Consider the following 24,640-nt stretch of genomic DNA (forward strand, 5'->3'; position numbering starts at 1 on the left):
AGGGCCTGCCCGGTATACGGCGTTTGTTCGGCATGGTTACGGCGGGATCGGCACACTCAGGCGGTGCGGTCCTGCTCCCGTACGTCCCGTACGTCACGCGCCTCCCGTGCGTCGGTGTGGCCGTCGCGTTGCAGGGGGACGCGGGTGTCGGGGTGGAGACGGCCCGGAGCGGGCGGTGAGGCGCGTTTCTCGGTCCGGGCGCGTAACTCGCGCACCTCCGCCTCCAGGGCCCGGCGGCGCTGGTGGGTGTCGTACAGGTAGCGGACCTTGGTGCGCAGGGTCCAGGGGTCGACGGGCTTCAGGACGAGGTCGGCGACGCCGAGGGCGAACGCGGTGGCGGACAGTTCGGTGTCCGGTCCGAAGCCGGTGAGCAGGATGACCGGGATGTGCTGGGTCTGTTCCACGCGGCGCATGTAGCGCACGACGTCGAGGCCGTTGACGCCGGGCATGCGCACGTCGAGGAGGAGCAGTCCGACCTGGCCGCGCAGCACTTCCTTGAGGGCGTCGTCGCCGCTGGTCGCGCGGGTCACGCGGTGGCCCAACGGGGCGAGGGCGCTTTCGAGCGCGTACAGCGTGTCCTCGTGGTCGTCGACGATGAGGATCTTGGCATCCGACGGCATGGCCCGACGTCCCCTCGATCGGCCACATGCCGGCCCGGGCCGGTACGGGCGGGGGCGGGTGCCACGGGTGGCGGGTGCCCTGGGGCCCGTACGGACGGTCGGCTGGCATGTGCCATTGGCCTGACACCTGACAGGGAGTGCTCACGCAGGATGCACGCTGGGGGCGCCCGGTGTCACTCCCCCGTGGCCGCCGCGCCCCGCCCGGCGCCGTCCGCGATGCTCTCGTGGTGGCGGATGACCTCGGCGATGATGAAATTCAGCAACTTTTCCGCGAAGGCCGGATCCAGCTTGGCGCTCTCGGCCAGGCGGCGCAGCCGGGCGATCTGGTGGGCCTCGCGGGACGGGTCGGCGGGCGGCAGCTGGTGGGCGGCCTTGAGATGGCCGACCTGTTGGGTGCATTTGAAGCGTTCGGCGAGCATGTGGACGACGGCGGCGTCGATGTTGTCGATGCTGTCGCGCAGCCGGGCGAGTTCCGCGCGCACGGCGGGGTCGACCTCGCCGCCCGCCCCGTCGTTCGTGTTGCTGGTGTTGCTGGTGGTCATGAGGAGCAACTTTACGTGGCGTGCGGGGGCTCGATCATGGGCGGATCGTCGGGGTCGGGTATGCGGTCGCTCCAGCCGCCGGGGAGGGTGCGGCCCTGCTGTTCGCGGAAGCGGACGGGGGCCATGCCGACACGGCGGGTGAACAGGCGGGAGAAGTAGGCGGGGTCGTCGTAGCCGACGCGTCGGGCGACCGCGGCGACGGGCAGTTCGGTGGCGGCGAGGAGTTCCTTGGCGCGGCCCAGGCGGATGCCGAGGAGGTAGTCCTTGGGGCTGCGGCCGGCGCCGCGGCGGACGGCGGCGCGCAGTTCGGCGGGGGTCATGCCGTGCCGGGCCGCGTGCTCGGCGACGGACAGTGGCTGGAACGCGTCACGGGCGAGGGCGTGCAGGACGGGGTCGCCGTCGGGTGCGAGGTCGGCGCGGGCGCGGCGCAGGGCGACGAGGAGTTCGTGGACGGCGGCGCCGGTCTCGACTTCGAGGAGGGGGTTGCCGCGGCGGGCGGCGCGGGCGATGCGGCCGACGGTGGCGCGGGCGCCGGTGGCGTCGGAGAGCGGCACGACGGGGCGGTCGGGTTCGATGTAGCCGAGTTCGGTGTACGTGGCGGTGGCGGGCCCGGTGAAGTCGACGAAGCACTCGTCCCAGCTGGGGTCGGGTCCGTAGTGGTGGGGTACGCCGGGGGTGAGCCAGAGCAGGGCGGGCGCGGTGACGGTGTGGTGGTGTCCGTCGGGGCCCCGGAACCAGCCGCCGCCCGCGCTGACGACGACGGCCACGTGGTGGTCGAGGGTGCGGGGCCCGACGGTGGGCAGTTCGCCGTGCTGCAGGCCTACGCCGAGGCAGGCGAGGCCGAGCCGGTGGTGGACGGGGGCGGGGGAGAAATAGCGCATCCAGGTGTGGTGCATCCGCGCGCCTCCCCTCCTTCGCGCCGTTGCCGCCGGCGTCACTTCCTTCGCGCCCTCGCCGCCGGCGTCACTCTTTGGTCCAACCAGAGCTGATCTTTGTCCATGGACGCGGCCGCCGCCAGAGGTGAGGGTGAGCGCATGAGCGAGTTCACGGTGGGGGACACGGATTTTCTGCTGGACGGGCGCCCGGTGCGGCTGCTGTCCGGCGCGTTGCACTACTTCCGGGTGCACGAGGAGCAGTGGGGGCATCGGCTGGGGATGCTGCGGGCGATGGGGCTCAACTGTGTGGAGACGTACGTCCCGTGGAATCTGCACGAGCCGCGCCCGGGCGAGTACCGCGACGTCCAGGCGCTGGGCCGGTTCCTGGACGCCGTGCGGGAGGCGGGCCTGTGGGCGATCGTGCGCCCCGGCCCGTACATCTGCGCGGAGTGGGAGAACGGGGGGCTGCCGCACTGGCTGACGGGGAGGCCGCGCACCAGGGACGAGGAGTACATGGGGCACGTGGAGCGCTGGTTCCACCAGGTGCTGCGCGAGATCGTGCCGCGGCAGATCGACCGCGGCGGGCCGGTGCTGATGGTGCAGGTCGAGAACGAGTACGGAAGTTACGGCTCCGACCAGGTGTATCTGCGGCGCCTGGCGGACGTGCTGCGCGCCAAGGGTGTGAGCGTTCCGCTGGTCACCTCGGACGGTCCCGAGGACCACATGCTCACCGGCGGTTCGATCCCCGGTGTCCTCGCGACCGTCAACTTCGGCTCCCGCGCACGCGCGGCCTTCGAGGTGCTGCGCCGGCACCGACCCGAGGGGCCGCTGATGTGCATGGAGTTCTGGTGCGGTTGGTTCGACCACTGGGGCGGTGAGCACGTCGTACGGGATGCGGGGGACGCGGCACAGGCGCTGCGCGAGATCCTGGAGTGCGGGGCTTCGGTCAACCTGTACATGGCGCACGGGGGTACCAACTTCGCGGGCTGGGCGGGGGCGAACCGGGGCGGGGGCGCGCTGCACGAGGGTCCCTTGGAGCCCGACGTCACCTCCTACGACTACGACGCGCCCATCGACGAACTCGGGCGTCCCACCGAGAAGTTCTGGCGCTTCAGGGAGGTCCTGGGCGCGTACGCGGACGGGCCGCTGCCGGAGCTGCCGCCCGCGCCCGCGCCGCTCGGTGCGGGCGCGGTCGTGGACCTTCGGGAGTGGGCCGCCCTGGACGCCGTGCTGGAGACACTGGGTGGGCGGGACGCCGAGTACCCCGTCCCGCCCACCTTCGAGGAATTGGACGTCGACCGGGGCCTGGTGAAGTACGAGGTGACCGTCCCCGGTCCGCGGGGGCCGTACCCCCTCCTGCTGCGCGGGCTGCGGGACCTGGCGGTGGTGTACGTGGATGGTGTGGCGGTCGGTGTGCTCACCGAGGACGATCCGGGGGTCAAGGAGCCTGTCGCGGGGCACGCGCGCGTGGAGGCGTGGGTGGAGTCGCTGGGGAGGGTCAACTACGGTCCGCGTTCGGGTGAGCCGAAGGGCATCACCGGGGGGATGTTGCACGAGCGGCAGTATCTGCACGGGGTGCGGGCGCGGGGGCTGCGTCTTGACGCGTTCGACGCCGGGGGCGTGGGGCGGGTGCCGTTCGGGGGGTTGCCCGCGGAGGGCGGGCGTGGGCTGTACCGGGGCGCCGTGGAGGTGCGTGGCGTCGGGGACGCCTTCCTGGAACTTCCGGGTTGGACGCGGGGGTTCGTGTGGGTCAACGGGTTCTGTCTCGGGCGGTACTGGTCGGTGGGGCCGCAGCGGTCGTTGTACGTTCCCGGGCCGGTGCTGCGTGAGGGGGCCAACGAGGTGTGGGTCCTGGAGCTCCAGGAGACGTCGCCGACTGCGCCGGTCCTGAGGTGCCCTGAGGCGGCTGCGTCCTTGCCGGGCCGATGAGCCTCGACCGAGCGCCCCGGCGACGACAACCGCCTTCCCTCGCCCCCGCCGCCCCTACCCGTCCCATCCCTGGGGGCTCCGCCCCCAGACCCCCCATCGGCCTGAACGGCCTCGTCCTCAAACGCCGTACGGGCTGAAGACACGGGCCGGGGTGGGTGGGATGCGCCCCCCGACCCCGACCTCAGACACCGGACGGGCTGAAGACACGGGCCGGGGGTGGGCGGGATGCGGCCCCCGACCTCGTGCTCAGTCGCCGGACGGGCTGAAGGACGCGGGCCGGGGTGGATGGGATGCGGCCTTCGACCACGGCCACGGGCGCCGGACGGGCCGAATGATGCGTGCCGGGGTGGGAGGGATGCGGCCTTCGACCACGGCCACGGGCGCCGGACGGGCCGAATGATGCGTGCCGGGGTGGGAGGGATGCGGCCTTCAGCCACGGCCACGGGCGCCGGACGGGCCGAATGATGCGTGCCGGGGCGGGTGGGATGCGGCCTTCGGCCACGGTCGCCGGACCGGCTGAATGGCGCGGGCCAGGTGGGTGGGGGCAGGGCCCGCGCCCCTCGAACCCCGGACGACCGAGGTTTTCAGGGGCGCGGGGAACTGCGCAATCAGCCCCCACCGGCCGACAGCCGAAGAACCCCCGGCGGCCGGGGGATATGGGGCGCAGCCCCACCCGAGGGGCGCGGGGAACTGCGCGACCGGCCCCCGCCCACCCGCACCCGAACGACTACAACCGGACGGGGAATCGGGGCGCAGCCCAGTCCGAGGGGCGCGGGGAACGGCGCGATCAGGCACCGCCCGCCCGCGCCCAAGGAACTCACCCGGGATCGGAGGGGCGCAGCCCCTACAGGGTGGACGCCGCTCTGGCTATGTCGGCGGCGAAGGTCGAGACCTCGGAGTACACCCCGGGATACCCCGGCTCCGCACAGCCCTGCCCCCAACTGACGATCCCGACCTGGACGAACGCCCCCGAGTCGTCCTTGCGGAACATCGGTCCACCGGAGTCACCCTGGCACGTGTCGACCCCACCCTGCTGCACGAACCCGGCACAGATCTCGTCACCGGGCACGAGATCGCTGCCGTACGCCTGCTGACAGGTGGCGTCGCTGACGAAGGGGACGGTGGCCTTGAGGAGGTAGCGCTGCTGGGCGCCGCCCTCGCGCGCGGCGCCCCACCCGGCGATGGTGAAGTTGCCGTTGTTGTACGCGGTGGTGGTGGCGATCTTCAGCGTGGGCTGGTTGACGGGCGAGGCGAGTTTGATCAGCGCCCAGTCCTTGCCCTTGCCGTTGTAGCCGGGCGCCTGGAGCACCTTGGTCGACTTGACCTTGATCGCGCTGCTGCTCTGCAGGTCGACGACGCCGGCCGTGGCGGTGATGGAGGTGTTGTTGCCGGAGCCGCTCACACAGTGCGCGGCGGTGAGGACGATCTGCTGGGTGTAGAGCGCACCGCCGCAGCCCATGGAGAGCCGGACCATGAACGGGAACTCTCCCTGCGCCGCGCGGGTGCCGCCGACGACGGGCGTGGGCGCGGCCTGCGCGGAGACGGGCTGGAGCGAGACGGTGGCGAGGGTGACGGCGCCGAGGGCGAGGACTCTCTTGATGCCCGTGAACTTCTTCGAAGACTTCAACGTGCTTCCTCTCGTGGGGGGTTGGAAGCCCGACGGGGTCACACCGAGGCCGCACGACACGACAGTCGCCGCACACACCGAGTGACATGCACCCGCCAAGCCTTTGCGAATTATTTAGACACCGGAGCGCTCCGACAAGGACCCCATTTCGGCCAGCCGCGCCCCGCCGCCCACCGCAGCGGCGCTTAGAGTGGAATGCAGGAGGCCCGGCGTCTTCAGGGGGTACGGACGTGGCGAACGGCGGACCCGTCGAGCACGGCTTCCCGCATCTGGACACGGTGCGGGCATCGATCACCGCGCTCTACAAGCGGCTCTCGTACGACACCATCCACACCTTCGCGACCAGCGTGGCCCCCGCCGACGTGGCCTTCGGCGACATCGACGACCTGCATCTGGGCGCGCAGCGCGTGGCCCGCGAGATGGTGCACCACTACCACCTCCCGGACGCCCGGCTGATCATCGGCTTCCGCGAGATGACCCAGGCGGCCAACGTCGAACTCACTGCGGGCCCCGAGTACTTCGTCGAACTGAACGACCGCTTCCGCTCCCACCGCCGGGACATCGGCGCGGCCCTCGCCCACGAGGTGATGCACGTCTATCTGCACCGCCTCGACCTCTACTTCCCCGGCACGCGCGACAACGAGATCCTCACGGACACCGCGGCGACCTACCTCGGCGCGGGCTGGCTGCTTCTCGACGCCTACCGGGAGGACGCCGACTCCTCACAGAAACTCGGCTACCTCACCCCGGAGGAGTTCGGCTACGTCCTCGCCAAACGCGCCCTGGTCTTCGACGAGGACCCCTCGATCTGGTTCACCAGCCCGCAGGCGTACACGGCGTACACGCAGGGCATGGCGCAGGCCCGCCGTGACGAGCAGCAGCCCCCGCTGACCGCGGCCGGCTGGGCGGGCCGCCGCCGCTACGCGAAGGACCGGAGGCACGCCCAGGACCAGCACACACCGGGCCCGCACCCGGGTGTCCGCTACGCGTTCAGCCCCGACAGCCGCGGGCCCCTGCGCGTCTCCTTCCCTTGCCCGACCTGTCACCAGCGGATCCGCGTGCCGGTCCGGGGCCGGGTACGGGCGCGCTGCACGCTGTGCAGGACGGTGCTGGAGTGCGACACGTAGGACATGCGACACACGCGGGTGTGCGTGGGGGGAGGTGAGACACAACACCCCCAAAGACTTTGCCTCTCGCGTCCTTCGCGAGCGAGGGTCGAAGGATGAGCACGAACGACCCCGCGGCACACCTCTTCACGGCTGTGCACGAGGGTGACGAGGACGCGGTGGTACGGCTGCTGCGCTCCGGTGTGAGCCCGGACGCGGTGGACGAGGACGGCCAGACGGCGCTGTATCTCGCGGCGGTGAGCGACCGGCCCGGCGTCGTACGACTGCTGCTGGTGGCCGGCGCCGCGCCCGACCGGCTCAGCCAGGGCACGGACGCGCCGCTGTGCGGGGCGGCGTGCGGTGGGCACACGGAGGTCGTACGCGCCCTGCTGGCGGCCGGGGCCGCGCCGGACACGGTGGAGGAGTTCGGGTTCACGGCGCTGACGTGGGCGGTGCGGCTGGGGCGGGTCGCGGTGGTGAGGGAGCTTCTCGTGGCGGGCGCGGACCCCGACCGCCCGGGCCCGACCGGTGAACCCCCGCTCGTCGCGGCCGCCCGCCGTGGCTCGCCCGGCTGTGTACGCGCCCTCCTGCGGCACGGAGCGCGGGCGCGGTCGGCGGCGCTCGCCGAGGCCCACCGCCGGCTCACCGTCGATGTGGAGACCGAGGTGCGCGCGGGCCTGGAAGAGACCTGGGGCCCGGGCCACCCCTCCGTCACCCACCGCTACCCGCAGGACGGCGGCATCACCGTGGAGGTCCAACTCCTTGACCCCGCCGGGAATCCCGTCGCGAGCAACGACCAGCAGACGGGCCACGCCGCGATAGCGACCATCCTCGAATCCGCCCTCGGCATCACCGCGCCCGCCGCCGAACTGGCCGCCCGCGCCCTGCGCCCCGCCGACCCCGACAACGACGACTGGACCGAGGCGGCGACGGCGCTGGGCCTGCGCGGCGACGAGGAGACGTTCCGGGCGGCGGTCGAGTGGTGCGCCGCCCCCGACCCCCTCCGCCAGGCCTTCGGCGCGGACGTACTGGGCCGCCTGGGCAACCCCCACGGCCTGCCGATCCTGCGCGTCCTCACCGGCGCGACCGTCCCCGTGATCCGCGACCGGGCGGCGAGCGCGCTGGCGCGGCTCGACTCCCCCGGCCCGTCCGGTCCTTGAACCACGCGGCCCTCAGGGATACCCCGCCCCGTACACCGCCCCCGGAACCTCCGCCTCCGCCAGCAGCTTCAGGGCCGTGTCGCCTGCCTCGGACGGGGTCCAGCGGGCGCCCTTGTCCGCGGTGGGGCCCGGCCGCCAGCCCTCCATGACGGTGATGCGGCCGCCCTCGGTCTCGAAGACGCGGCCGGTGACTCCGGTGCTCGCGCACGCGCCGAGCCAGACGACGAGGGGGGAGACGTTCTCGGGGGCCATCGCGTCGAAGGATTCGGCGTCGGGGGCCGCCATGGTGTCCGCGAAGGTGCGTTCGGTCATCCGGGTGCGGGCCGCGGGGGCGATCGCGTTGACCTGGACGCCGTAGCGGCCCAGTTCGGCCGCGGCGACCAGGGTCAGGCCGATGATCCCGGCCTTGGCGGCGCTGTAGTTGCCCTGTCCGACCGAACCCAACAGACCCGCCCCGCTGCTGGTGTTGACGACCCTGGCCCGGGGCGTGCGGCCGTCCTTCGCCTCCGCCCGCCAGTGCGCCGCCGCGTGCTTCAGCGGCAGGAAGTGGCCCTTGAGGTGGACGCGCAGCACGGCGTCCCAGTCGTCCTCGTCGAGGTTGACGAGCATCCGGTCGCGCAGGAACCCCGCGTTGTTGACGAGGGTGTCCAGGCGTCCGTACGTCTCCAGCGCGGTGCGTACGAGGGAGGCGGCCCCGTCGGTGGTGGCGATGTCGCCGCCGTGGGCCACCGCCTGTCCGCCCGCCGCCCGGATCTCCGCCACGACCCGCGCGGCCGGGCTGTCGGGGCCGGGCGTGCCGTCGAGGCCCACCCCGAGGTCGTTCACGACGACCCGCGCGCCCTCGGCGGCGTACGCGAGCGCGTGCGCGCGGCCGAGTCCGCGCCCGGCGCCCGTGACGATCACGACCCGCCCCTCGCACAGCAGCGGTCCACTCATCTCAGTCCTCCTTGCCCGACGTGTCGAATGTGCCGGACGTACCGGACGTGCCGGCCTTGTTGGCGGTCGCCGCGTCCAGGAAGGCGGGCCGCTCGCCGCCGCCGTGGACGAGCAACGAGGCCCCGCTGATGTACCTCGCCGCGTCCGAGGCGAGGAAGACCGCGGCCCCGCCGATGTCGGACGGGTCGGCGAGGCGGCCCAGCGGGACGGTGCGGGAGACGGCCGCGATGCCGTCCTCGCCGCCGTAGTGCAGATGGGAGAGCTCGGTGCGGACCATGCCGACGACGAGGGTGTTGACCCGGACGTCGGGAGCCCACTCGACGGCCATCGAACGGGCCAGGTTCGCAAGGCCCGCCTTGGCCGCCCCGTACGCCGCCGACCCGGGCGAGGGCCGCGCCCCGCTCACGCTGCCGATCATCACGATCGATCCCCGGGCCCGCCTGAGGTGCTCGTACGCGGCGAGCGAGGCGGTCAGCGGCACGACGAGGTTCAGCTCGATCACGCGCGCGTGGCGCCCGGCGTCCGCCTCCGTCAGTGGCCGGTAGGGCGCGCCGCCCGCGTTGTTCACCAGCACGTCGAGCCGGGGCAGCGCGGCGAAGAAGGCGTGCACGGCGGCCGGGTCGCGGAGGTCCACCGGCACGAACTCCGTGCCCTCCAGCGGTACGTCGGGGGGCCTGCGGGCACAGACCACCACGTCCGCGCCCGCCTCGACGAACGCCCGGGCGATCCCGGCCCCCACCCCACGGGTGCCGCCCGTGACGACGACGATCCTGCCCCCGAGATCCAGGTTGTCCACAGGGCCTCCCGCCCGGATGCATTCACTGCTAGCTTCGAGAGTGCGCCTAACAAACGTTTGGTGGAATGGCTCTGAGGTGGAAAGGTAGCTGATGCGTCCATGGGTGTCTCCACCTCGTCCCCGGAAAAGGGGATTTCCGTCGTCACGGTCGACTTCCCACCGGTGAACGCGCTGCCGGTGCGCGGCTGGTTCGACCTGGCCGACGCCCTGCGCGCGGCGGGCCGCGACCCCGGCGTCCGGTGCGTCGTGCTGACGGCCGAGGGGCGCGGTTTCAACGCGGGCGTGGACATCAAGGAGATGCAGCGCGAGACCAGGGACAGCGGAGGCCATCGCGCGCTCATAGGGGCCAACCGCGGCTGTTTCGAGGCCTTCGCCGCGGTCTACGAGTGCGAGGTCCCCGTCGTCGCGGCGGTGCACGGCTTCTGTCTGGGCGGTGGGATCGGGCTGGTGGGGAACGCGGACGCGATCGTGGCGAGCGAGGACGCCACGTTCGGCCTGCCCGAGCTGGACCGCGGCGCCCTGGGCGCGGCCACGCATCTGGCCCGCCTGGTCCCGGGCCACCTGATGCGCGCGCTGTACTACACCTCGCGCACGGCGACCGCCGCCGAGCTGCACGCGCACGGCTCGGTGTGGCGGGTCGTGCCGCGCGAGGAACTGCCGGTCGCCGCGCTGGAGCTGGCGCGTGAGATAGCCGCCAAGGACGGCGAGCTGATCCGGCTCGCGAAGGCCGCGCTCAACGGCATCGACCCCGTGGACGTGCGCCGCAGCTACCGATTCGAGCAGGGCTTCACCTTCGAGGCGAACCTCGGCGGGGTCGCCGACCGTGTCCGCGACACCTTCGGAAAGGAGGGGGTCGACAGGTGAGCGACAAGACGATGACCACCGACGAGGTGGTCTCCCGGCTCCACAGCGGGATGACTCTCGGCATCGGCGGCTGGGGCTCGCGCCGCAAGCCGATGGCCCTGGTGAGAGCACTGCTCCGCACCAGGATCACCGATCTCACCGTGGTGTCGTACGGCGGCCCGGACGTCGGCCTGCTCGCCGCCGCGGGCCGGATCCGCCGGCTCGTCACCGCCTTCACCACCCTCGACTCGATCCCGCTCGAACCGCACTACCGGGCGGCACGCGAGCGCGGGGCGTTCGAGCTGATGGAGGTCGACGAGGCGATGTTCATGTGGGGCCTGCACGCCGCCGCGAACCGCCTGCCCTTCCTCCCCGTCCGGGCCGGGCTCGGCTCGGACGTGATGCGGGTCAACCCCACGCTGCGCACGGTCACTTCGCCGTACGCCGATGCCTCCTCGGGGGTACGGGAGGAGCTCGTCGCCATGCCCGCCCTGCGCCTGGACGCGGCTCTGGTCCACATGAACCGCGCCGACCGCCTGGGCAACGGTCAGTATCTGGGCCCGGACCCGTACTTCGACGACCTGTTCTGCGAGGCGGCCGACGCCGCGTACGTCTCGTGCGAGCGCGTGGTCGACACGGCGGAGCTCACCAAGGAGGCCGCCCCGCAGACCCTGCTGCTCAAGCGGTCGAGCGTGACGGGCGTCGTCGAGACTCCGAACGGCGCGCACTTCACGTCCTGCGCCCCCGACCACGGACGCGACGAGCCCTTCCAGAAGCTGTACGCCACCACGCCGTACGCCGAGTTCGCCGCGCGCTTCCTCACCGGCGACGAACAGGCCTACCAGTCCGCCGTACGGGCCTGGCACAAGGAGCAGCGATGAGCCCCGCGTCCACCCCCGCCCCCGGTGCCCCCGCAGCCGTGGTCACCCGCGCCGAGTACTGCGTGATCGCCTGCGCCGAGGCCTGGCGGGACAACGGCGAGGTGCTCGCCAGCCCCATGGGTCCCATCCCCTCCATCGGCGCCCGTCTCGCCAAGCGCACCTTCTCCCCCGATCTGCTGCTGACCGACGGCGAGGCGATGCTCATCGGCCTCGACGACACCCCGGAGGGCTGGCTGCCGTACCGGCAGCACCTGACCATGGTCACCGGCGGACGAAGGCACGTGATGATGGGCGCGAGTCAGCTCGACCGCTTCGGCAACCAGAACATCTCCTGCATCGGTGACTGGTCCAGGCCCACGCGCCAGCTGCTCGGCGTGCGCGGCGCGCCGGTCAACACCTTGAACAACCCGACCAGTTACTGGGTCCCCAGACACTCGCCGCGCGTCTTCGTCGAGCGGGTCGACATGGTGTGCGGGGTGGGGTACGACCGTGCCGCCGCCGCGGGCCCGAGCGCCACCCGTTTTCATCGCATCCCGCGCGTGGTGAGCGACCTCGGTGTCTTCGACTTCGCCACCCCCGACCACTCGATGCGGCTCGCCTCACTGCACCCGGGCGTCACCGTGGAGCAGGTGCGGGAGGCGACGGGCTTCGGGCTGTCGGTCCCCGACGAGGTGCCCCGCACCCGCGAACCGAGTCCCGAGGAGCTGAGACTGATCCGCGAGGTCATCGATCCGGGCGGTGCCCGGGATCGAGAGGTCAGGAGCTGATGGAGACCGCGCTCACCCGCCTCGTCGGTGTCCGTCACCCCGTCGTGCAGACCGGTATGGGCTGGGTCGCGGGCCCCCGCCTGGTGTCGGCGGCGGCGAACGCGGGGGCGCTGGGCATCCTGGCCTCCGCGACGATGACCCTCGACCATCTGAGAGAGGCCATACGCGAGGTCAGGTCCCGTACGGACGCGCCGTTCGGGGTGAATCTGCGCGCCGACGCCGGCGACGCGGGCGAGCGGGTACGGATCATCGTCGAGGAAGGGGTGAGGGTCGCGTCGTTCGCCCTCGCGCCGTCCCGCGAGCTGATCGCCCAGCTGAAGGAGGCGGGCGTGGTCGTCGTCCCCTCCGTCGGGGCACGCCGGCATGCCGAGAAGGTGGCCGCCTGGGGCGCGGACGCGGTGATCGTGCAGGGCGGCGAGGGCGGCGGCCACACCGGCGAGGTCGCGACGACGGTGCTGCTGCCGCAGGTGGTGGACGCGGTGGACATCCCGGTGGTGGCGGCGGGCGGTTTCCACGACGGGCGGGGGCTGGTCGCGGCGCTGGCGTACGGGGCGGCGGGCATCGCCATGGGCACCCGTTTCCTGCTCACCTCGGACTCGACCGTTCCGGCCGCGGTGAAGGCGAAGTACCTGGCGGCGACGGTCAGGGACGTCACGGTCACGACGGCCGTGGACGGCCTCCCCCATCGCATGCTGCGTACGGACTTCGTCGACTCCTTGGAGAGGTCCGGCCGTGCGAGGGCCCTCGCGCAGGCCGTCCGCCGGGCCGCGGGCTTCCGGCGGATCTCCGGGCTGTCCTGGTCGCGGATGGTCCGCGACGGTCTCGCCATGAAGCACGGCAGGGAGCTGACCTGGAGCCAGGTGCTGCTCGCCGCGAACACACCGATGCTCCTGAAGTCGTCGATGGTGGACGGGCGCACGGACCTGGGGGTGATGGCCTCGGGACAGGTCGCGGGGGTGATCGAGGACCTGCCGTCGTGCAAGGAGCTGGTCGACCGGGTGATGGCGGAAGCCCGGGAAACCCTCGATGCCCTGGCGGTCGTGGGTGCTTCAATGCCCGGGTGACTCAGACCATAAGAGAGCCGTGGGGCCTCAGTGTGTTCGGTGCGGGAAGCGTGCGGGCGGAACCTCAGCTGGTGCGGGTGAAGTTGGCGGTCGACGTGCTGGAGCCGTCGCCCGACAAGGCGTTCCAGGAGGCGGGCTCGGCGGTGTCCCGGCTGCGCGAGACGCTGCGCGGACACGGGATACCGGACGCGTCGGTCTCCGGATCCAAGCTGTCGCTCCAATCCGAGTACGACGGCTACGGAACCGGCCGGAAGTTCCTCGGTTACCGCTGCCAGGCCTCGTACGTCATCGAGATCGAGACGATCGACGACCTGCAGCGGCTCATCGTCGACGCGGTCGACGCGGGCGCCAACCGGGTCGACGACGTCGTCTTCGACGTACGCGACAAGCCCGCGCTGCGCGACGAGGCCCGGCGCCGGGCCGTGGACGCGGCCCGGCGGAAGGCGGAGGTGTACGCGGAGGCGGCGGGCGTCCCGCTGGGCACGGTGCTGCACATCCAGGACGTGGACGCCGAGTCGTGGGAAATGCGCAGCCACCGGGGACACGGCGGTGGCGGCGGAAGCTCGGAAGGCGACCTGGCCCCCGGCATGGTCGAGGTCCACGCGGGCGTACTGCTGGGCTTCTCGCTCGGCCGCTGACGCCCGCCCGGGCCTCAGAGCCTTTCGATGATCGTCACGTTCGCCTGGCCGCCGCCCTCGCACATCGTCTGGAGGCCGAACCGGCCGCCGGTGCGCTCCAGTTCGTGCAGGAGCGTCGTCATCAGCTTCACGCCCGTCGCCCCCAACGGATGTCCCAGAGCGATGGCGCCGCCGTTGACGTTGACCTTCTCCGGGTCGGCGCCGGTCTCCTTGAGCCAGGCGAGGACGACCGGGGCGAAGGCTTCGTTGATCTCGACGAGGTCGATGGCGTCGAGGGACATGCCGGTCTTCTTCAGGGCGTACGCGGTGGCCGGGATGGGCGCGGACAGCATGCGGATGGGGTCCTCGCCGCGCACGGAGAGGTGGTGGACGCGGGCGCGCGGGGTCAGCCCGTGCTCCCGTACCGCCCGCTCGGAGGCGAGCAGCATCGCGGCGGCGCCGTCGGAGACCTGGGAGGAGCAGGCGGCGGTGATGGTGCCGCCCTCGACGACCGGCTTGAGGCCCGCCATCTTCTCCGGTGAGGTGTCCCTGCGCGGGCCCTCGTCGGCGGTGACCTCGCCGTAGGCCACGGTCTCGCGGGCGAAGCGGCCCTCGTCGATGGCGCGGATCGCCCGCCGGTGCGAGCGGAGGGCGAACTCCTCCTGGTCGCTGCGGCTGATGCCCCACTTGGCGGCGATCATCTCGGCGCCGGCGAACTGGTTGACGGGCAGGTCGCCGTAGCGCGCCCGCCAGCCCTCGCTGCCCGCGAAGGGGCCTTCGGTGAGGCCGAGGGGGTCGGCGGCCTGGCGGGAGGCGAAGGCGATGGGGATCTGGCTCATGTTCTGCACTCCGCCCGCGACCACCAGGTCCTGGGTGCCGGACAGGACGCCCTGGGCGGCGAAGTGCACGGCCTGCTGGGAGGAACCGCACTGCCGGTCGACGGTGACGCCCGGCACCTCCTCGGGGAGCCCGGCCGCCAGCCAGCAGGTGCGGGCGATGTCTCCGGCCTGCGGCCCCACGGTGTCCAGACAGCCGAAGACGACGTCCTCGACGGCGGCCGGGTCCACTCCGGAGCGCTCGACCAGCGCCTTGAGGACATGCGCGCCGAGGTCGGCCGGGTGGACACCGCTCAGGCCTCCCCCGCGCCGCCCGACGGGCGTACGGACCGCTTCGACGATGTAGGCCTCGGCCATGACAACTCCCTCGCAGACATGGGGTATAGCAGACATGGGCTATGCGCGTACGGAGATGCCGTCCAGCACCATCGACAGGTACTGCCGGGCGATCTCCTCGGGGCTGTGCTGTCCGCCGGGCCGGTACCAGGACGCGGCGACCCACACGGTGTCGCGCACGAAGCGGTAGGTGAGCCGGATGTCGAGGTCGGCCCGGAAGGCCTCGGCGGCCACGCCGCGCTCCAGCGTGCTCAGCCACGCCTTCTCGAAGTTGCGCTGCGAGTCGGCGAGGAAGGCGAAGCGCTGCTGGGCGGCGAGGTGCCGGGACTCCTTCTGGTAGATGGCGACGGCGGCACGATGCCGGTCGATCTCCCGGAACGACTCCGTGACCAGGGCCTCCAGGGTCTGGCGCGGGCCGAGTTCGGCGTCCAGGACGGCGTCGTAGCCCTCCCAGAGCTCGTCGAGGAAGGTCCGCAGGATCTCCTCCAGCATCGATTCCTTGGAGTCGAAGTGGTAGTAGAGGCTGCCCGCGAGCATCCCGGCCTCGTCCGCGATCTTGCGTACGGTGGTGGCGTTGTAGCCCTGCTCGGCGAAGACCTCCGCGGCGGTGTCGAGGAGTTCGCGGCGCCGCTCGGGGGTGGCGGTCACCTGGGGCTTCTTCTTGGTAGGCACGGTTCCATTGTGGTCCCAGGGGTGCGGGCCGACGGCGCCCTACGCACGTTGGCTGCTGACGGAGACGACTTCGCCGGTCAGGTACGAGGAGTAGCCGGACGCCAGGAACACCATCACGTTGGCCACCTCCCAGGGCTGCGCGTAGCGGCCGAAGGCCTCGCGGCCCGTCAGTTCCTCCAGCAGCTCGGGCGTGGTCACCTTCACCAGGTGCGGGTGCATGGCGAGACTCGGTGACACCGCGTTGACGCGCACCCCGTACTCGGCGGCCTCGACGGCCGCGCACCGGGTGAGCGCCATGACGCCCGCCTTGGCGGCGGCGTAGTGCGCCTGACCGGCCTGGGCGCGCCAGCCGACGACGGAGGCGTTGTTGACGACGACTCCGCCGCCGCCCTGGTCCCGGAAACGGCGCAAGGCGGCCCGGGTACACCGGAACGTGCCGTTCAGTGTCACGTCCAGCACCCTCGACCACTGTTCGTCGGTCATGTCGACGAGGGCACAAGTGCCGCCGAGGCCCGCGTTGTTGACGACGATGTCCAGGCCGTCGTGGAGCTCTCCCGCCAACGCGAAGAGCGCTTCCACCTGCTGCTCGTCCGTCACGTCGCACGGCAGCGAGGCGACGCTCGCCGCGCCGAACTCCGCGGCGAGGGCCTCTTCGCTCTCCTTGAGGCGGCGGACATGGGCGTCACTGATGACCACCCGCGCCCCCTCCTCCAGGAACCTGCGTGCCGTCGCCCCGCCGATGCCCGCGCCCGCGGCGGCGGTGATGACGGCGGTGCGCCCGGTCAGCAGCCCGTGCCCGCTGACGTACGCCGGACTCTCGACGTCGCTCATACCTCCACGCTAACCTACCAAACACTTGTTAGGGAAGGTGCTGCCGATGGATCTGACCCTCTCCCCCGCCGACGAGGCCTTCCGCGCCGAGGCCAGGACCTGGCTCGCCGCCCATGTGCCACCAACGCCCCTCCCGTCCCTGGAGACCGAGGAGGGCTTCGCGGCGCACCGCGTGTGGGAGGCCGAACTCGCCGCGGACCGCTGGTCGGTGGTGTCCTGGCCGGAGGTGTACGGCGGCCGGGGCGCGGACATCGTGCGCTGGCTGGTGTTCGAGGAGGAGTACCACGCGGCGGGCGCGCCGGGCCGGGTCGGGCAGAACGGCATCAACCTCCTGGCGCCCACCCTCTTCGACCACGGCACGGAGGAACAGCGCGCCCGGATCCTTCCCTCCATGGCCGGCGGGGAAGTCGTCTGGGCGCAGGCGTGGTCCGAGCCGGAGGCGGGGTCCGACCTGGCCTCGCTCACCTCGCGTGCGGTGCGTACGGCCGGGGGCTGGCTGCTGAGCGGGCAGAAGACCTGGTCGTCGCGGGCCGCCTTCGCCGACCGCGCGTTCGGCCTCTTCCGCAGTGAGCCGGGCACACCGAGGCCTCATCAGGGCCTGACCTATCTGATGTTCGACCTGCGCGCGCCCGGGGTCACCGTGCGCCCCATCGGCCGCCTGGACGGCAGACCGGCCTTCGCCGAGGTCTTTCTCGACGAGGTCTTCGTCCCGGACGAGGACGTGATCGGCGAGCCGGGCGGGGGCTGGCGCGTCGCCATGTCGACGGCGGGCAACGAGCGAGGACTGACGCTGCGTTCACCGGGCCGCTTCCTCGCCGCCGCGGACCGGCTGGTGGACCTGTGGCGCGCTCGCGCCGACCCCTCGGACACGGCGCTGCGCGACCGGGTGGCCGACGCGGTGATCGGCGCCCGCGCCTACCAGCTCTTCACCTACGCCAACGCCTCCCGCTTCCTGGACGGCGGGACCATCGGACCAGAGGCCAGCTTGAACAAGGTCTTCTGGTCCGAGTACGACATCGCGCTGCACGAGACGGCCCTCGACCTCCTAGGCCCGGACGGCGAGTCGGCGGACACGGACTGGTCCGAGGGGTACGTCTTCTCCCTCGCCGGTCCGATCTACGCCGGCACCAACGAGATCCAGCGCGACATCATCGCCGAGCGCCTGCTCGGCCTCCCGAAGGGCCGCCGCTGATGCGCTTCCTCCTCGACCCGCAGCAGCGGGCGTTCGCCGACTCGCTGGACGCGATGCTGACGGCCGCGGACACTCCGTCGGTCGTACGGGACTGGATCCGCGGCGACCATGGCAGCGGCCGCGCGCTGTGGTCCCGTATCGCCAAGGTGGGCGTGTTCGCGCTCGCGGTGCCGGAGGCGTACGAGGGGATGGGTCCGCATCCGGCGGAACTGGCCGTGGGTTTCGTCGAGTTGGGGCGGCACGCGGTGCCCGGTCCGCTGGTGGAGACGGTCGCGGCGGCCGCCCTGCTGGCCGAGCTGGCGGACCCCGTGCCCGCCGGGCGGCTGCTCCCGTCGCTGGCCTCGGGCGAGGCGTCGGCGACGCTGGCCCTCGACGGGGCGTACGCGCTGGACGGCGACGCGGCGACCACCCGCCTCGCCCTGGCGGCCGACGGACTGCGTCTGGCCCCCGGCCACGGCCCGGTGCGCACCTCCCTGGACCCCGCCCGCCGCCTCACACCCCTCACACCGGGCGGTGAACTGCTCGCCGCCGCCCCGCCCGTCGCCCATGCCCTCGTCTGGGCCCGGCTCGCCACCGCCGCCCAGGCGCTCGGCGTCGGTCTGGCGCTCCTCGACCGGACCGTCGCGTACGTCAGGCAGCGCACCCAGTTCGGCGTCCCCGTCGGCTCGTTCCAGGCGGTGAAGCATCGCCTCGCCGACGCGAAGATCGCCCTGGAGTTCGCGCGCCCGCTGCTGTTCGGCGCGGCCCTGACGATGGCGCCCGCCGACGTGGCCGCCGCCAAGGTCACGGCCTGCGAGGCCGCGTACGCCACCGCGCGCACGGCGCTCCAGTTGCACGGCGCGATCGGCTACACCGCGGAGTACGACCTGTCCCTGTGGCTGGCCAAGGCCCGTGCCCTGCGCACCGCGTGGGGCACCCCGGCCGAGTGCCGGGCCGAGGTGCTCAGTGGTGGTGCTCGCCGCCGGTGAGCTCCCGGTACTCCTCCGGCGTCGGCTTCGGGATCTGGGTGTCGGGCCCGTACATGGCGCGGGCGAGCCGGGCGCGCAGCCTGCGGCCGGGGCCGACCCGGCGGGTGACGCCGTTGGCGTCCACGAGCGGTCCCACCTCGTACGGCGGGGGCTGCTCGTGCTGGGTGAGCGTGAACCGGGCCGCCGGTGTGAGCGGTTCGTGCACCTCGACGTACTCGCCGTGCGGAAGCATCCGGATGATCCCGGACTCCCTTCCGTGCAGCACCTTGTCGCGGTCCCGTCGCTGCAGGCCCATGCAGATCCGGCGCGTGACGACGAAGGCGAGGGCCGGGGCGACGAAGAAGGAGACCCGTACGAACCAGGTGATGGCGTTGATGGAGAGGTGGAAGTGGGTGGCCCACAGGTCGTTGCCACCGCCGACCAGGAGCACTCCGTACAGCGTCAGCCAGGCGACACCGAGCCCGGTGCGGGTGGGGACGTTGCGCGGCCGGTCCAGGATGTGGTGTTCCCGTCTGTCCCCGGTGATCCACGCCTCGAGGAACGGGTAGACGGCGATGGCGGTCATGATCAGCGGGAAGAGGGAGAAGGGGATGAACACCCCCAGTTGGAGGGTGTGGCCCCAGGCGTTGATCTCCCATCCCGGCATCACCCGGATGAGTCCCTCGGAGAAGCCGAGGTACCAGTCGGGCTGTGCGCCGGTCGTCACCAGGTCCGGCCGGTAGGGGCCGAAGGCCCAGACGGGGTTGATGGTCGCGATCGCCCCCATCAGCGACAGCACCCCGAAGACGAGGAAGAAGAACCCGCCCGCCTTGGCCATGTACACCGGCATGAACGGCATCCCGACGACGGACTTCTGGTCGCGTCCGGGCCCCGGGTACTGCGTGTGCTTGTGGTAGAAGACCAGGATCAGATGGGCGACCACCAGGCCCAGCATGATGCCCGGCAGCAGGAGGACGTGGATCGGGAAGAAGCGCGGAATGATGTCGTGGCCCGGGAACTCGCCTCCGAAGAGGAAGAAGGAGAGGTACGTTCCCACGATCGGGACCGACAGGATCGCGCCCTGGGCGAAGCGGACGCCGGTGCCGGAGAGCAGGTCGTCGGGGAGCGAGTAGCCGGTCAGGCCGGTGATCAGGCCGAGCATCAGCAGGGTCCAGCCGAACAGCCAGTTGACCTCGCGGGGCTTGCGGAACGCGCCGGTGAAGAAGACGCGCATCATGTGCACGAGCATGCCGGCGAGGAAGACGATCGCCGCCCAGTGGTGGATCTGCCGGACCAGGAGTCCGCCGCGCACCTCGAAGCTGATGTGGAGGGTGGACTCGTAGGCGCGGGTCATGAGGATGCCGTTGAGTGGTTCGTACGGGCCGTGGTAGACGACCTCGGAGGCGCTCGGCTCGAAGAAGAGCGTGAGGTAGACGCCGGTCAGGATCAGGATCAGGAAGCTGTAGAGGCAGACCTCGCCGAGCATGAAGGACCAGTGGTCCGGGAAGACCTTGCGCAGGTTGGCCTTGGCCAGCGCGTAGAGGCCGAGCCGTCCGTCGGCCCAGTCCGCGAGGCGTTCGCCCCCCGACGTCTCGCCTCGCCGCCCCGCACGTGAAGTCCCTTGCCCTCGACCGGAGTTGATCTCTCCCGCGCCCATGGGCCACCCCCTCGGCCCACCAGAGTGGCACGACACCTCCCCGAAGCCAACGGCGCGTCACCCCCGTCCGCCTCTCGCCCCCGCCGCCCCTACCCGTCCCATCCCAGGGGGCTCCGCCCCCAGACCCCCGGGTGGGCTCTCAACCTGCGGGTGGGTGGGGGCTGGTCGCGCAGTTCCCCGCGCCCCTGAAGACTCCCAGCCCGTCCGGCGTTTGAGGACGAGGCCGTTCAGGCCGATCGGGGGTTTGGGGGCGGAGCCCCCAAGTCGGGATGGGACGGGTAGGGGCGGCGGGGGCGAGGAACCGGGCGGGGGCTCAGGCTCTCGGGGTGAGGGTGAGAACGGCGGTGTGGCCCGTCGCGCGGAGGGTCGCTTCCTCGTCCGTCAGGAGCACGGCGTCGTAGCGCCCGAGGGCCACCCCGGCCACCTCGGCGGCGCCGTCGAGGGCGACGATCAGGACGGCCGGGCCCGCCGGGAGGGCAAGGGACCGACGGGGGGCGGCGACCGTGACGGTGGGGGTCGCGGCGGCGCCCCGGTGCCACATGACGTTGAGGTTCACGACCGGCCCCCCGAGGAGACGGCAGCCGGTCGGCAGGTCACCGGGGAAGCGCTGCGGGACGAACCGCGCGTCCACCCGGCGCCGCTCACCGCCGACCGTCAGGTCCATCCCCTCGCCCTCGACCATGGTGAGGATCCGGTCCACGTCGGCGAACGCCGAGAACGGCCCGTCGGAGCCGACGTCGGCCAGGCTCACCCGCCACTCGAAGTCCCCCATGTCCGCGCCTTCAGGCCGCGCGACGATCTCGCGCGTCACCCCGCCACCGTTCTTCCAGGGCACGGCGACCCGCCCGGCGGCCGGCAGGACACGCACGGTCACCGGACGATCCCCCGCTCGCGCGCGGCCGTCAGCCACTGGGGAAAGTCGCCCACGATCCGGTCGTACAGCTCGGCGTCGGAGACCTTCCGAGGCTGCGAACCGGCATGGAAGAAACCGGCGTTGTCGACGACCCGCCGCTGCGGCACCGGCAGCTCGTCGAGTTTGCGCAGGAACTCGAACTGCTTGCTGTCGGGGTCACCGAACCCTATGAACTGCCAGAACAGCGGAAGCTTCGCCGCCTTGCACAAGTACCTTTCGGCGGCGAGCTTGTTGATGGGGCCGCCGTCGGTCTGGAAGACGACCAGGGCGGGGGCCTCGGAGCCGCTGTCGAGGTAGTGGTCGATGACCGCGTCCATGGCCAGGTGGTAACTGGTCTTCCCCATGTGACCGAGCCCGGCCACGATCTTCTCCACCCGGCCCTGGTGGTTGTCGAGCGCGATGTCCGTGACCGCGTCGATGTCCGTGGAGAAGAAGACGACCGGGACGGTTCCGTCGTCGTCGAGGTGCGCCGACAGGCCTAGCACCCGGTCCGCCAGCGCCTGCACACTGCCGTCCTTGTAGTACGGCTTCATCGACCCGGAGTAGTCGACGACCAGGTACACCGCGGCCTGCTGTCCGCTCAGCCCGTGCTTGGTGAGGGAGACACCGGCGCTCTTGTACAGACTGATCAGCGCGGGCGCGGTCTCCTCCACCTTGGTGAGGCTGATTCCGGCCATGCGGGGCTCCCATCGCGCGAGGGTTGCGGAAACGCCGAGATTACGGCACTGACAGCCCCTGCCGTCGCCCTCCCACATGGGCGTTCGCTATTTTGTTCGCCGCCGACCCCACCGGCTCATCGTCCCCCTGATCTCCGTACCCGCGAGGAGCCGGTCGTGGAATCCGAGTCCGCCGAATCCGCCCAACCCACACAACCCACAGAACCCACCGTCACCACCTGCTATCGCCATCCCAAGGTGGAGTCCCATGTGCGCTGTACACGGTGCGACCGCTACATCTGCCCGGACTGCATGCGCGAGGCGGCCGTCGGTCACCAGTGCGTGGAGTGCGTGAAGGAGGGCGCCCGTTCGATCCGGCAGGCCCGCACGGCGTTCGGCGGCCGTATCTCGACCGTGCCCGTGGTGACGTACCTCCTGATCGCGCTCAACGTGCTGGCTTATGTGGGCGAGGTGGTGCGCCCGGCGATCGTGGACCGGTTCGAGATGCTCGGCGCAGGGCTGGCGGGGCCCGACGGCGGGCACTACGTCTGGCAGGCCCAGTACCCCTACGACTTCCACCCGGAGGGCGTGGTCGACGGGGAGTGGTACCGGATGCTGACCGGTGCGTTCCTCCATCTGCCGCCCACCGAGGGCACGTTCGGGATTCTGCACATCGTGATGAACATGGTCTCGCTGTGGAACCTGGGCCGGGTGGTGGAGGCCCAGCTCGGCCGGATCCGCTTCGTCACGCTCTATCTGCTCTCGGCCCTCGGCGGCTCGGTCCTCGTACTGGTGATCGCGCCGTACACGCCCACGCTCGGTGCGTCGGGTGCCATCTTCGGGCTGGGGGCCGCGTACTACGTCATGGCCCGCCGGCTGGGCGCCGACATGAGCGCCGTCAACCGCTTCATGGCGGGCCTGCTGCTGTGGCTGCTCATCTCGGCGGGACTCACCTCCTGGCAGGGCCACCTCGGCGGACTGCTGGCGGGCGGGGTGATCACTCTCGCCTACGCGTACGCGCCCCGGGACCGCCGCCGGGCGCTCGTCCAAGCGGCCGCGTGCGCCGCGCTGTTGGCGCTGCTGGTGATCGCGGCCGTCGGAAAGGTGTCCGCGCTGACGAGCGGAGCGGCCTGAGCGCTCCCTAGGCTGAGCCCATGAAACGCGCTCGGCTCCTCCTGCTCGCGGTCCTCCCCCTGGTCGCGGTGGCGGTCTGCTTCCTCGCCCCGGGACTCACGGACGCGAGCGGGGCCGCCGGGCGCGCGCGGGCCCGCCAGGACGCCGAGCGCACGGCGGGCGCGGGCCTCGCCGCCCCGGACAAGAAGGAGCTGGCGCAGAAGCTCGTGGCGAGCGCGGAGAACTCCACGCTCGACTGGCGCAGCGCGTATGCCTACATCGAGGACATCGGCGACGGCCAGGGGTACACGGCGGGCCTCATCGGCTTCTGCACCGGCACCCACGATCTGCTCGTCCTGGTCGAGGGCTACACGAAGGACCACCCGGGCAACGGCCTCGCCCGCTACCTCCCCGCCCTGCGCAAGGTCGACGGGACGGACTCGCACGAGGGTCTCGACCCGGGCTTCGTGGCGGCCTGGCGCAAGGAGGCCTCGGTGGCCGCCTTCCGCAAGGCGCAGGACGCCGAGCGGGACCGCGTCTACTTCGACCCCGCGGTGCGCCGCGCCAAGCTCGACGGCCTCGGCACGCTGGGCCAGTTCATCTACTACGACGCCATGGTCATGCACGGGCCCGGCACCGGCGCGGGCGGCTTCTACGACCTGCGCACCCGTGCCATGGCCCAGGCCGACACCCCGGCCGAGGGCGGCTCCGAGAAGGCCTACCTGGACATCTTCCTCGACGTGCGTCGCGCGGCGATGAAGGCCGAGAGCGCCCACCGCGACACGACCCGCATCGACACGGCCCAGCGGGTGTTCCTGTACGACGGGAACCTGGACCTGCGCACACCGCTGGAGTGGAAGGTGTACGGGGAGACGTACAAGGTGCCGTAGCCCCTCCCCACGGAGCCGAGGCGCCGCCCCTCCGCCCGATTCGGTCGGGCGCCGTCAGTGCTCGACGACCTCGCCGTCGCTCAGTTCCAGTACACGGTCGGCCAGGCCCAGGAGTTGGGGGTCGTGCGTGGCGACCAGGGCCGTGACGCCCTCACTGGCGACCACCGCCCGCAGCAGCTCCATCACCGCCAGGCCGGTCTGCGCGTCCAGTTGTCCGGTCGGCTCGTCGGCGAGCAGCAGGGCCGGGTGGTTGGCGAGGGCGCGGGCGATGGACACCCGCTGCTGCTGGCCGCCGGAGAGCTCCGCCGGGCGCTGCGCCCCGTGGTCGGCGAGCCCCACGAGGGCGAGCAGCAGGGCCACGCGCTCCTCACGTTCGCGGGGGTCGGCTCTGCGCAGCCGCAGCGGCACTCCCACGTTCTCGGCCGCGGTGAGGATGGGGATGAGTCCGAAGGACTGGAAGATGTAGCCGATCCGGTCGCGGCGCAGTTCCAGCAGCTCGTTCTCACCGAGCGCGGACAGGTCGGTGCCGTCGATGACGACGCGGCCGCGGTCCGGGCGGTCGAGGCCGCCGATCAGATGGAGCAGGGTCGTCTTGCCGGAGCCCGACCGGCCCTTGAGGGCGACGAGTTCACCGCGCCGCAGCTCGAAGGAGGCGCCGCGCAGCGCGTGCACGGCCACGGTGCCCGTGCCGTACGAGTGGTGCAGGTTCTCCACCCGCACCATCGGTTCGTCGGCGGATTCGCCCACGAGGGCGGCACCGGACCGCGTGCCGGTGTTCTCCGTCATCGACGCACCCCCTACGGAATGGAACTCATGTACCCAGAACGGGAACCC

25 protein-coding genes are annotated in these 24,640 nt (G+C 72.0%); 12 read left to right on the top strand and 13 right to left on the bottom strand.

What is annotated here, in order from left to right; genetic code table 11:
• Window positions 1-56: 56 nt before the first annotated feature.
• The 3 genes from OG798_RS17030 to OG798_RS17040 all read right to left on the bottom strand — a co-directional run bounded on the left by OG798_RS17030 (window position 57) and on the right by OG798_RS17040 (window position 2,058).
• On the bottom strand, window positions 57-620 hold the full coding sequence (locus OG798_RS17030) for a response regulator (protein ID WP_095855222.1): 564 nt from the start codon (window positions 618-620) through the stop codon (window positions 57-59).
• Window positions 621-793: 173 nt separating this feature from the next.
• The gene (locus tag OG798_RS17035; protein WP_095858152.1) at window positions 794-1,162 is read right to left on the bottom strand and encodes a chorismate mutase; all 369 of its coding nucleotides are present in this window, start codon (window positions 1,160-1,162) and stop codon (window positions 794-796) included.
• 11 nt (window positions 1,163-1,173) lie between these two features.
• Complete coding sequence (locus tag OG798_RS17040; RefSeq protein WP_067363937.1) at window positions 1,174-2,058, bottom strand: helix-turn-helix transcriptional regulator; 885 nt, start codon at window positions 2,056-2,058, stop codon at window positions 1,174-1,176.
• Window positions 2,059-2,196: 138 nt separating this feature from the next.
• Here OG798_RS17040 and OG798_RS17045 point away from each other — a divergent pair, with 138 nt between their 5' ends.
• Window positions 2,197-3,966 carry a glycoside hydrolase family 35 protein gene (locus OG798_RS17045; RefSeq protein ID WP_097227654.1) on the top strand — a complete coding sequence of 590 codons (1,770 nt, stop codon included), beginning with the start codon at window positions 2,197-2,199 and terminating at the stop codon, window positions 3,964-3,966.
• An 844-nt stretch (window positions 3,967-4,810) separates the two neighbouring features.
• Here OG798_RS17045 and OG798_RS17050 read toward each other — a convergent pair.
• Window positions 4,811-5,593, bottom strand: coding sequence for a S1 family peptidase (locus OG798_RS17050; RefSeq protein WP_097226217.1), 783 nt, complete (start codon window positions 5,591-5,593; stop codon window positions 4,811-4,813).
• A 230-nt stretch (window positions 5,594-5,823) separates the two neighbouring features.
• Between OG798_RS17050 and OG798_RS17055 the strand changes: the two genes are divergently transcribed.
• On the top strand, window positions 5,824-6,720 hold the full coding sequence (locus OG798_RS17055) for a hypothetical protein (RefSeq protein ID WP_121416452.1): 897 nt from the start codon (window positions 5,824-5,826) through the stop codon (window positions 6,718-6,720).
• Between the two features lie 95 nt (window positions 6,721-6,815).
• Window positions 6,816-7,859, top strand: coding sequence for an ankyrin repeat domain-containing protein (locus OG798_RS17060; RefSeq protein WP_121416451.1), 1,044 nt, complete (start codon window positions 6,816-6,818; stop codon window positions 7,857-7,859).
• Between the two features lie 12 nt (window positions 7,860-7,871).
• On the opposite strand, the gene OG798_RS17065 is transcribed toward OG798_RS17060, so the two are convergent.
• Window positions 7,872-8,795: an SDR family oxidoreductase gene (locus tag OG798_RS17065; protein ID WP_267061495.1), complete on the bottom strand. Its 924-nt coding sequence runs from the start codon at window positions 8,793-8,795 to the stop codon at window positions 7,872-7,874.
• A gap of 1 nt (window position 8,796) precedes the next feature.
• A complete protein-coding gene (locus OG798_RS17070; RefSeq protein ID WP_267063803.1) occupies window positions 8,797-9,582 on the bottom strand; it encodes an SDR family oxidoreductase in 786 nt (261 codons plus the stop codon).
• Between the two features lie 108 nt (window positions 9,583-9,690).
• Here OG798_RS17070 and OG798_RS17075 point away from each other — a divergent pair, with 108 nt between their 5' ends.
• The 5 genes from OG798_RS17075 to OG798_RS17095 are packed head-to-tail and all read left to right on the top strand — an operon-like array spanning window position 9,691 to window position 13,784.
• Window positions 9,691-10,455 (top strand): enoyl-CoA hydratase family protein, encoded by a 765-nt coding sequence (locus tag OG798_RS17075; RefSeq protein ID WP_328757278.1) that lies wholly within the window; start codon window positions 9,691-9,693, stop codon window positions 10,453-10,455.
• Entirely contained in the window at window positions 10,452-11,315 is an 864-nt protein-coding gene (locus OG798_RS17080; protein ID WP_095855215.1) for a CoA transferase subunit A, read from the top strand. The genes OG798_RS17075 and OG798_RS17080 overlap by 4 nt, the downstream gene beginning before the upstream one ends.
• The gene (locus tag OG798_RS17085; protein ID WP_328757279.1) at window positions 11,312-12,082 is read left to right on the top strand and encodes a CoA-transferase subunit beta; all 771 of its coding nucleotides are present in this window, start codon (window positions 11,312-11,314) and stop codon (window positions 12,080-12,082) included. The genes OG798_RS17080 and OG798_RS17085 overlap by 4 nt, the downstream gene beginning before the upstream one ends.
• A complete protein-coding gene (locus OG798_RS17090; protein ID WP_267061497.1) occupies window positions 12,082-13,146 on the top strand; it encodes an NAD(P)H-dependent flavin oxidoreductase in 1,065 nt (354 codons plus the stop codon). The genes OG798_RS17085 and OG798_RS17090 overlap by 1 nt, the downstream gene beginning before the upstream one ends.
• Window positions 13,143-13,784 (top strand): SIMPL domain-containing protein, encoded by a 642-nt coding sequence (locus tag OG798_RS17095; protein ID WP_095855212.1) that lies wholly within the window; start codon window positions 13,143-13,145, stop codon window positions 13,782-13,784. The genes OG798_RS17090 and OG798_RS17095 overlap by 4 nt, the downstream gene beginning before the upstream one ends.
• Before the next feature lie 14 nt (window positions 13,785-13,798).
• Here OG798_RS17095 and OG798_RS17100 read toward each other — a convergent pair whose 3' ends face one another.
• The 3 genes from OG798_RS17100 to OG798_RS17110 are packed head-to-tail and all read right to left on the bottom strand — an operon-like array spanning window position 13,799 to window position 16,438.
• Complete coding sequence (locus tag OG798_RS17100; RefSeq protein WP_095855211.1) at window positions 13,799-14,956, bottom strand: acetyl-CoA C-acetyltransferase; 1,158 nt, start codon at window positions 14,954-14,956, stop codon at window positions 13,799-13,801.
• A gap of 39 nt (window positions 14,957-14,995) precedes the next feature.
• Entirely contained in the window at window positions 14,996-15,607 is a 612-nt protein-coding gene (locus OG798_RS17105; protein ID WP_067363908.1) for a TetR/AcrR family transcriptional regulator, read from the bottom strand.
• A gap of 39 nt (window positions 15,608-15,646) precedes the next feature.
• Window positions 15,647-16,438, bottom strand: coding sequence for an SDR family oxidoreductase (locus OG798_RS17110; protein WP_267061498.1), 792 nt, complete (start codon window positions 16,436-16,438; stop codon window positions 15,647-15,649).
• A 46-nt stretch (window positions 16,439-16,484) separates the two neighbouring features.
• Between OG798_RS17110 and OG798_RS17115 the strand changes: the two genes are divergently transcribed.
• Window positions 16,485-17,630 (top strand): acyl-CoA dehydrogenase family protein, encoded by a 1,146-nt coding sequence (locus OG798_RS17115; RefSeq protein WP_267061499.1) that lies wholly within the window; start codon window positions 16,485-16,487, stop codon window positions 17,628-17,630.
• On the top strand, window positions 17,630-18,598 hold the full coding sequence (locus tag OG798_RS17120; RefSeq protein ID WP_267061500.1) for an acyl-CoA dehydrogenase family protein: 969 nt from the start codon (window positions 17,630-17,632) through the stop codon (window positions 18,596-18,598). The genes OG798_RS17115 and OG798_RS17120 overlap by 1 nt, the downstream gene beginning before the upstream one ends.
• Here the strand turns inward: OG798_RS17120 and qcrB are convergent.
• From qcrB to OG798_RS17135, 3 genes are all read right to left on the bottom strand, one after another.
• Window positions 18,573-20,234, bottom strand: a complete 1,662-nt coding sequence (qcrB, locus tag OG798_RS17125) for a cytochrome bc1 complex cytochrome b subunit (RefSeq protein ID WP_121416445.1) — start codon at window positions 20,232-20,234, stop codon at window positions 18,573-18,575. The genes OG798_RS17120 and qcrB overlap by 26 nt on opposite strands.
• Window positions 20,235-20,547: 313 nt before the next feature.
• Window positions 20,548-21,108, bottom strand: coding sequence for a HutD/Ves family protein (locus OG798_RS17130; protein WP_095855206.1), 561 nt, complete (start codon window positions 21,106-21,108; stop codon window positions 20,548-20,550).
• Window positions 21,105-21,824, bottom strand: coding sequence for a vWA domain-containing protein (locus OG798_RS17135; RefSeq protein WP_095855205.1), 720 nt, complete (start codon window positions 21,822-21,824; stop codon window positions 21,105-21,107). Before OG798_RS17135 ends, OG798_RS17130 begins: the two co-directional genes overlap by 4 nt.
• A gap of 156 nt (window positions 21,825-21,980) precedes the next feature.
• On the opposite strand from OG798_RS17135, the gene OG798_RS17140 reads away from it, so the two are divergent.
• Window positions 21,981-22,937, top strand: a complete 957-nt coding sequence (locus OG798_RS17140) for a rhomboid family intramembrane serine protease (protein ID WP_328757280.1) — start codon at window positions 21,981-21,983, stop codon at window positions 22,935-22,937.
• Window positions 22,938-22,957: 20 nt separating this feature from the next.
• Window positions 22,958-23,806 (top strand): chitosanase, encoded by an 849-nt coding sequence (locus OG798_RS17145; protein WP_095855204.1) that lies wholly within the window; start codon window positions 22,958-22,960, stop codon window positions 23,804-23,806.
• 54 nt (window positions 23,807-23,860) lie between these two features.
• Here OG798_RS17145 and OG798_RS17150 read toward each other — a convergent pair whose 3' ends face one another.
• The gene (locus OG798_RS17150; RefSeq protein WP_095855203.1) at window positions 23,861-24,592 is read right to left on the bottom strand and encodes an ABC transporter ATP-binding protein; all 732 of its coding nucleotides are present in this window, start codon (window positions 24,590-24,592) and stop codon (window positions 23,861-23,863) included.
• Window positions 24,593-24,640 lie beyond the last annotated feature (48 nt).

It is taken from the genome of Streptomyces sp. NBC_00271 (assembly GCF_036178845.1).
Lineage (GTDB): Bacteria > Actinomycetota > Actinomycetes > Streptomycetales > Streptomycetaceae > Streptomyces.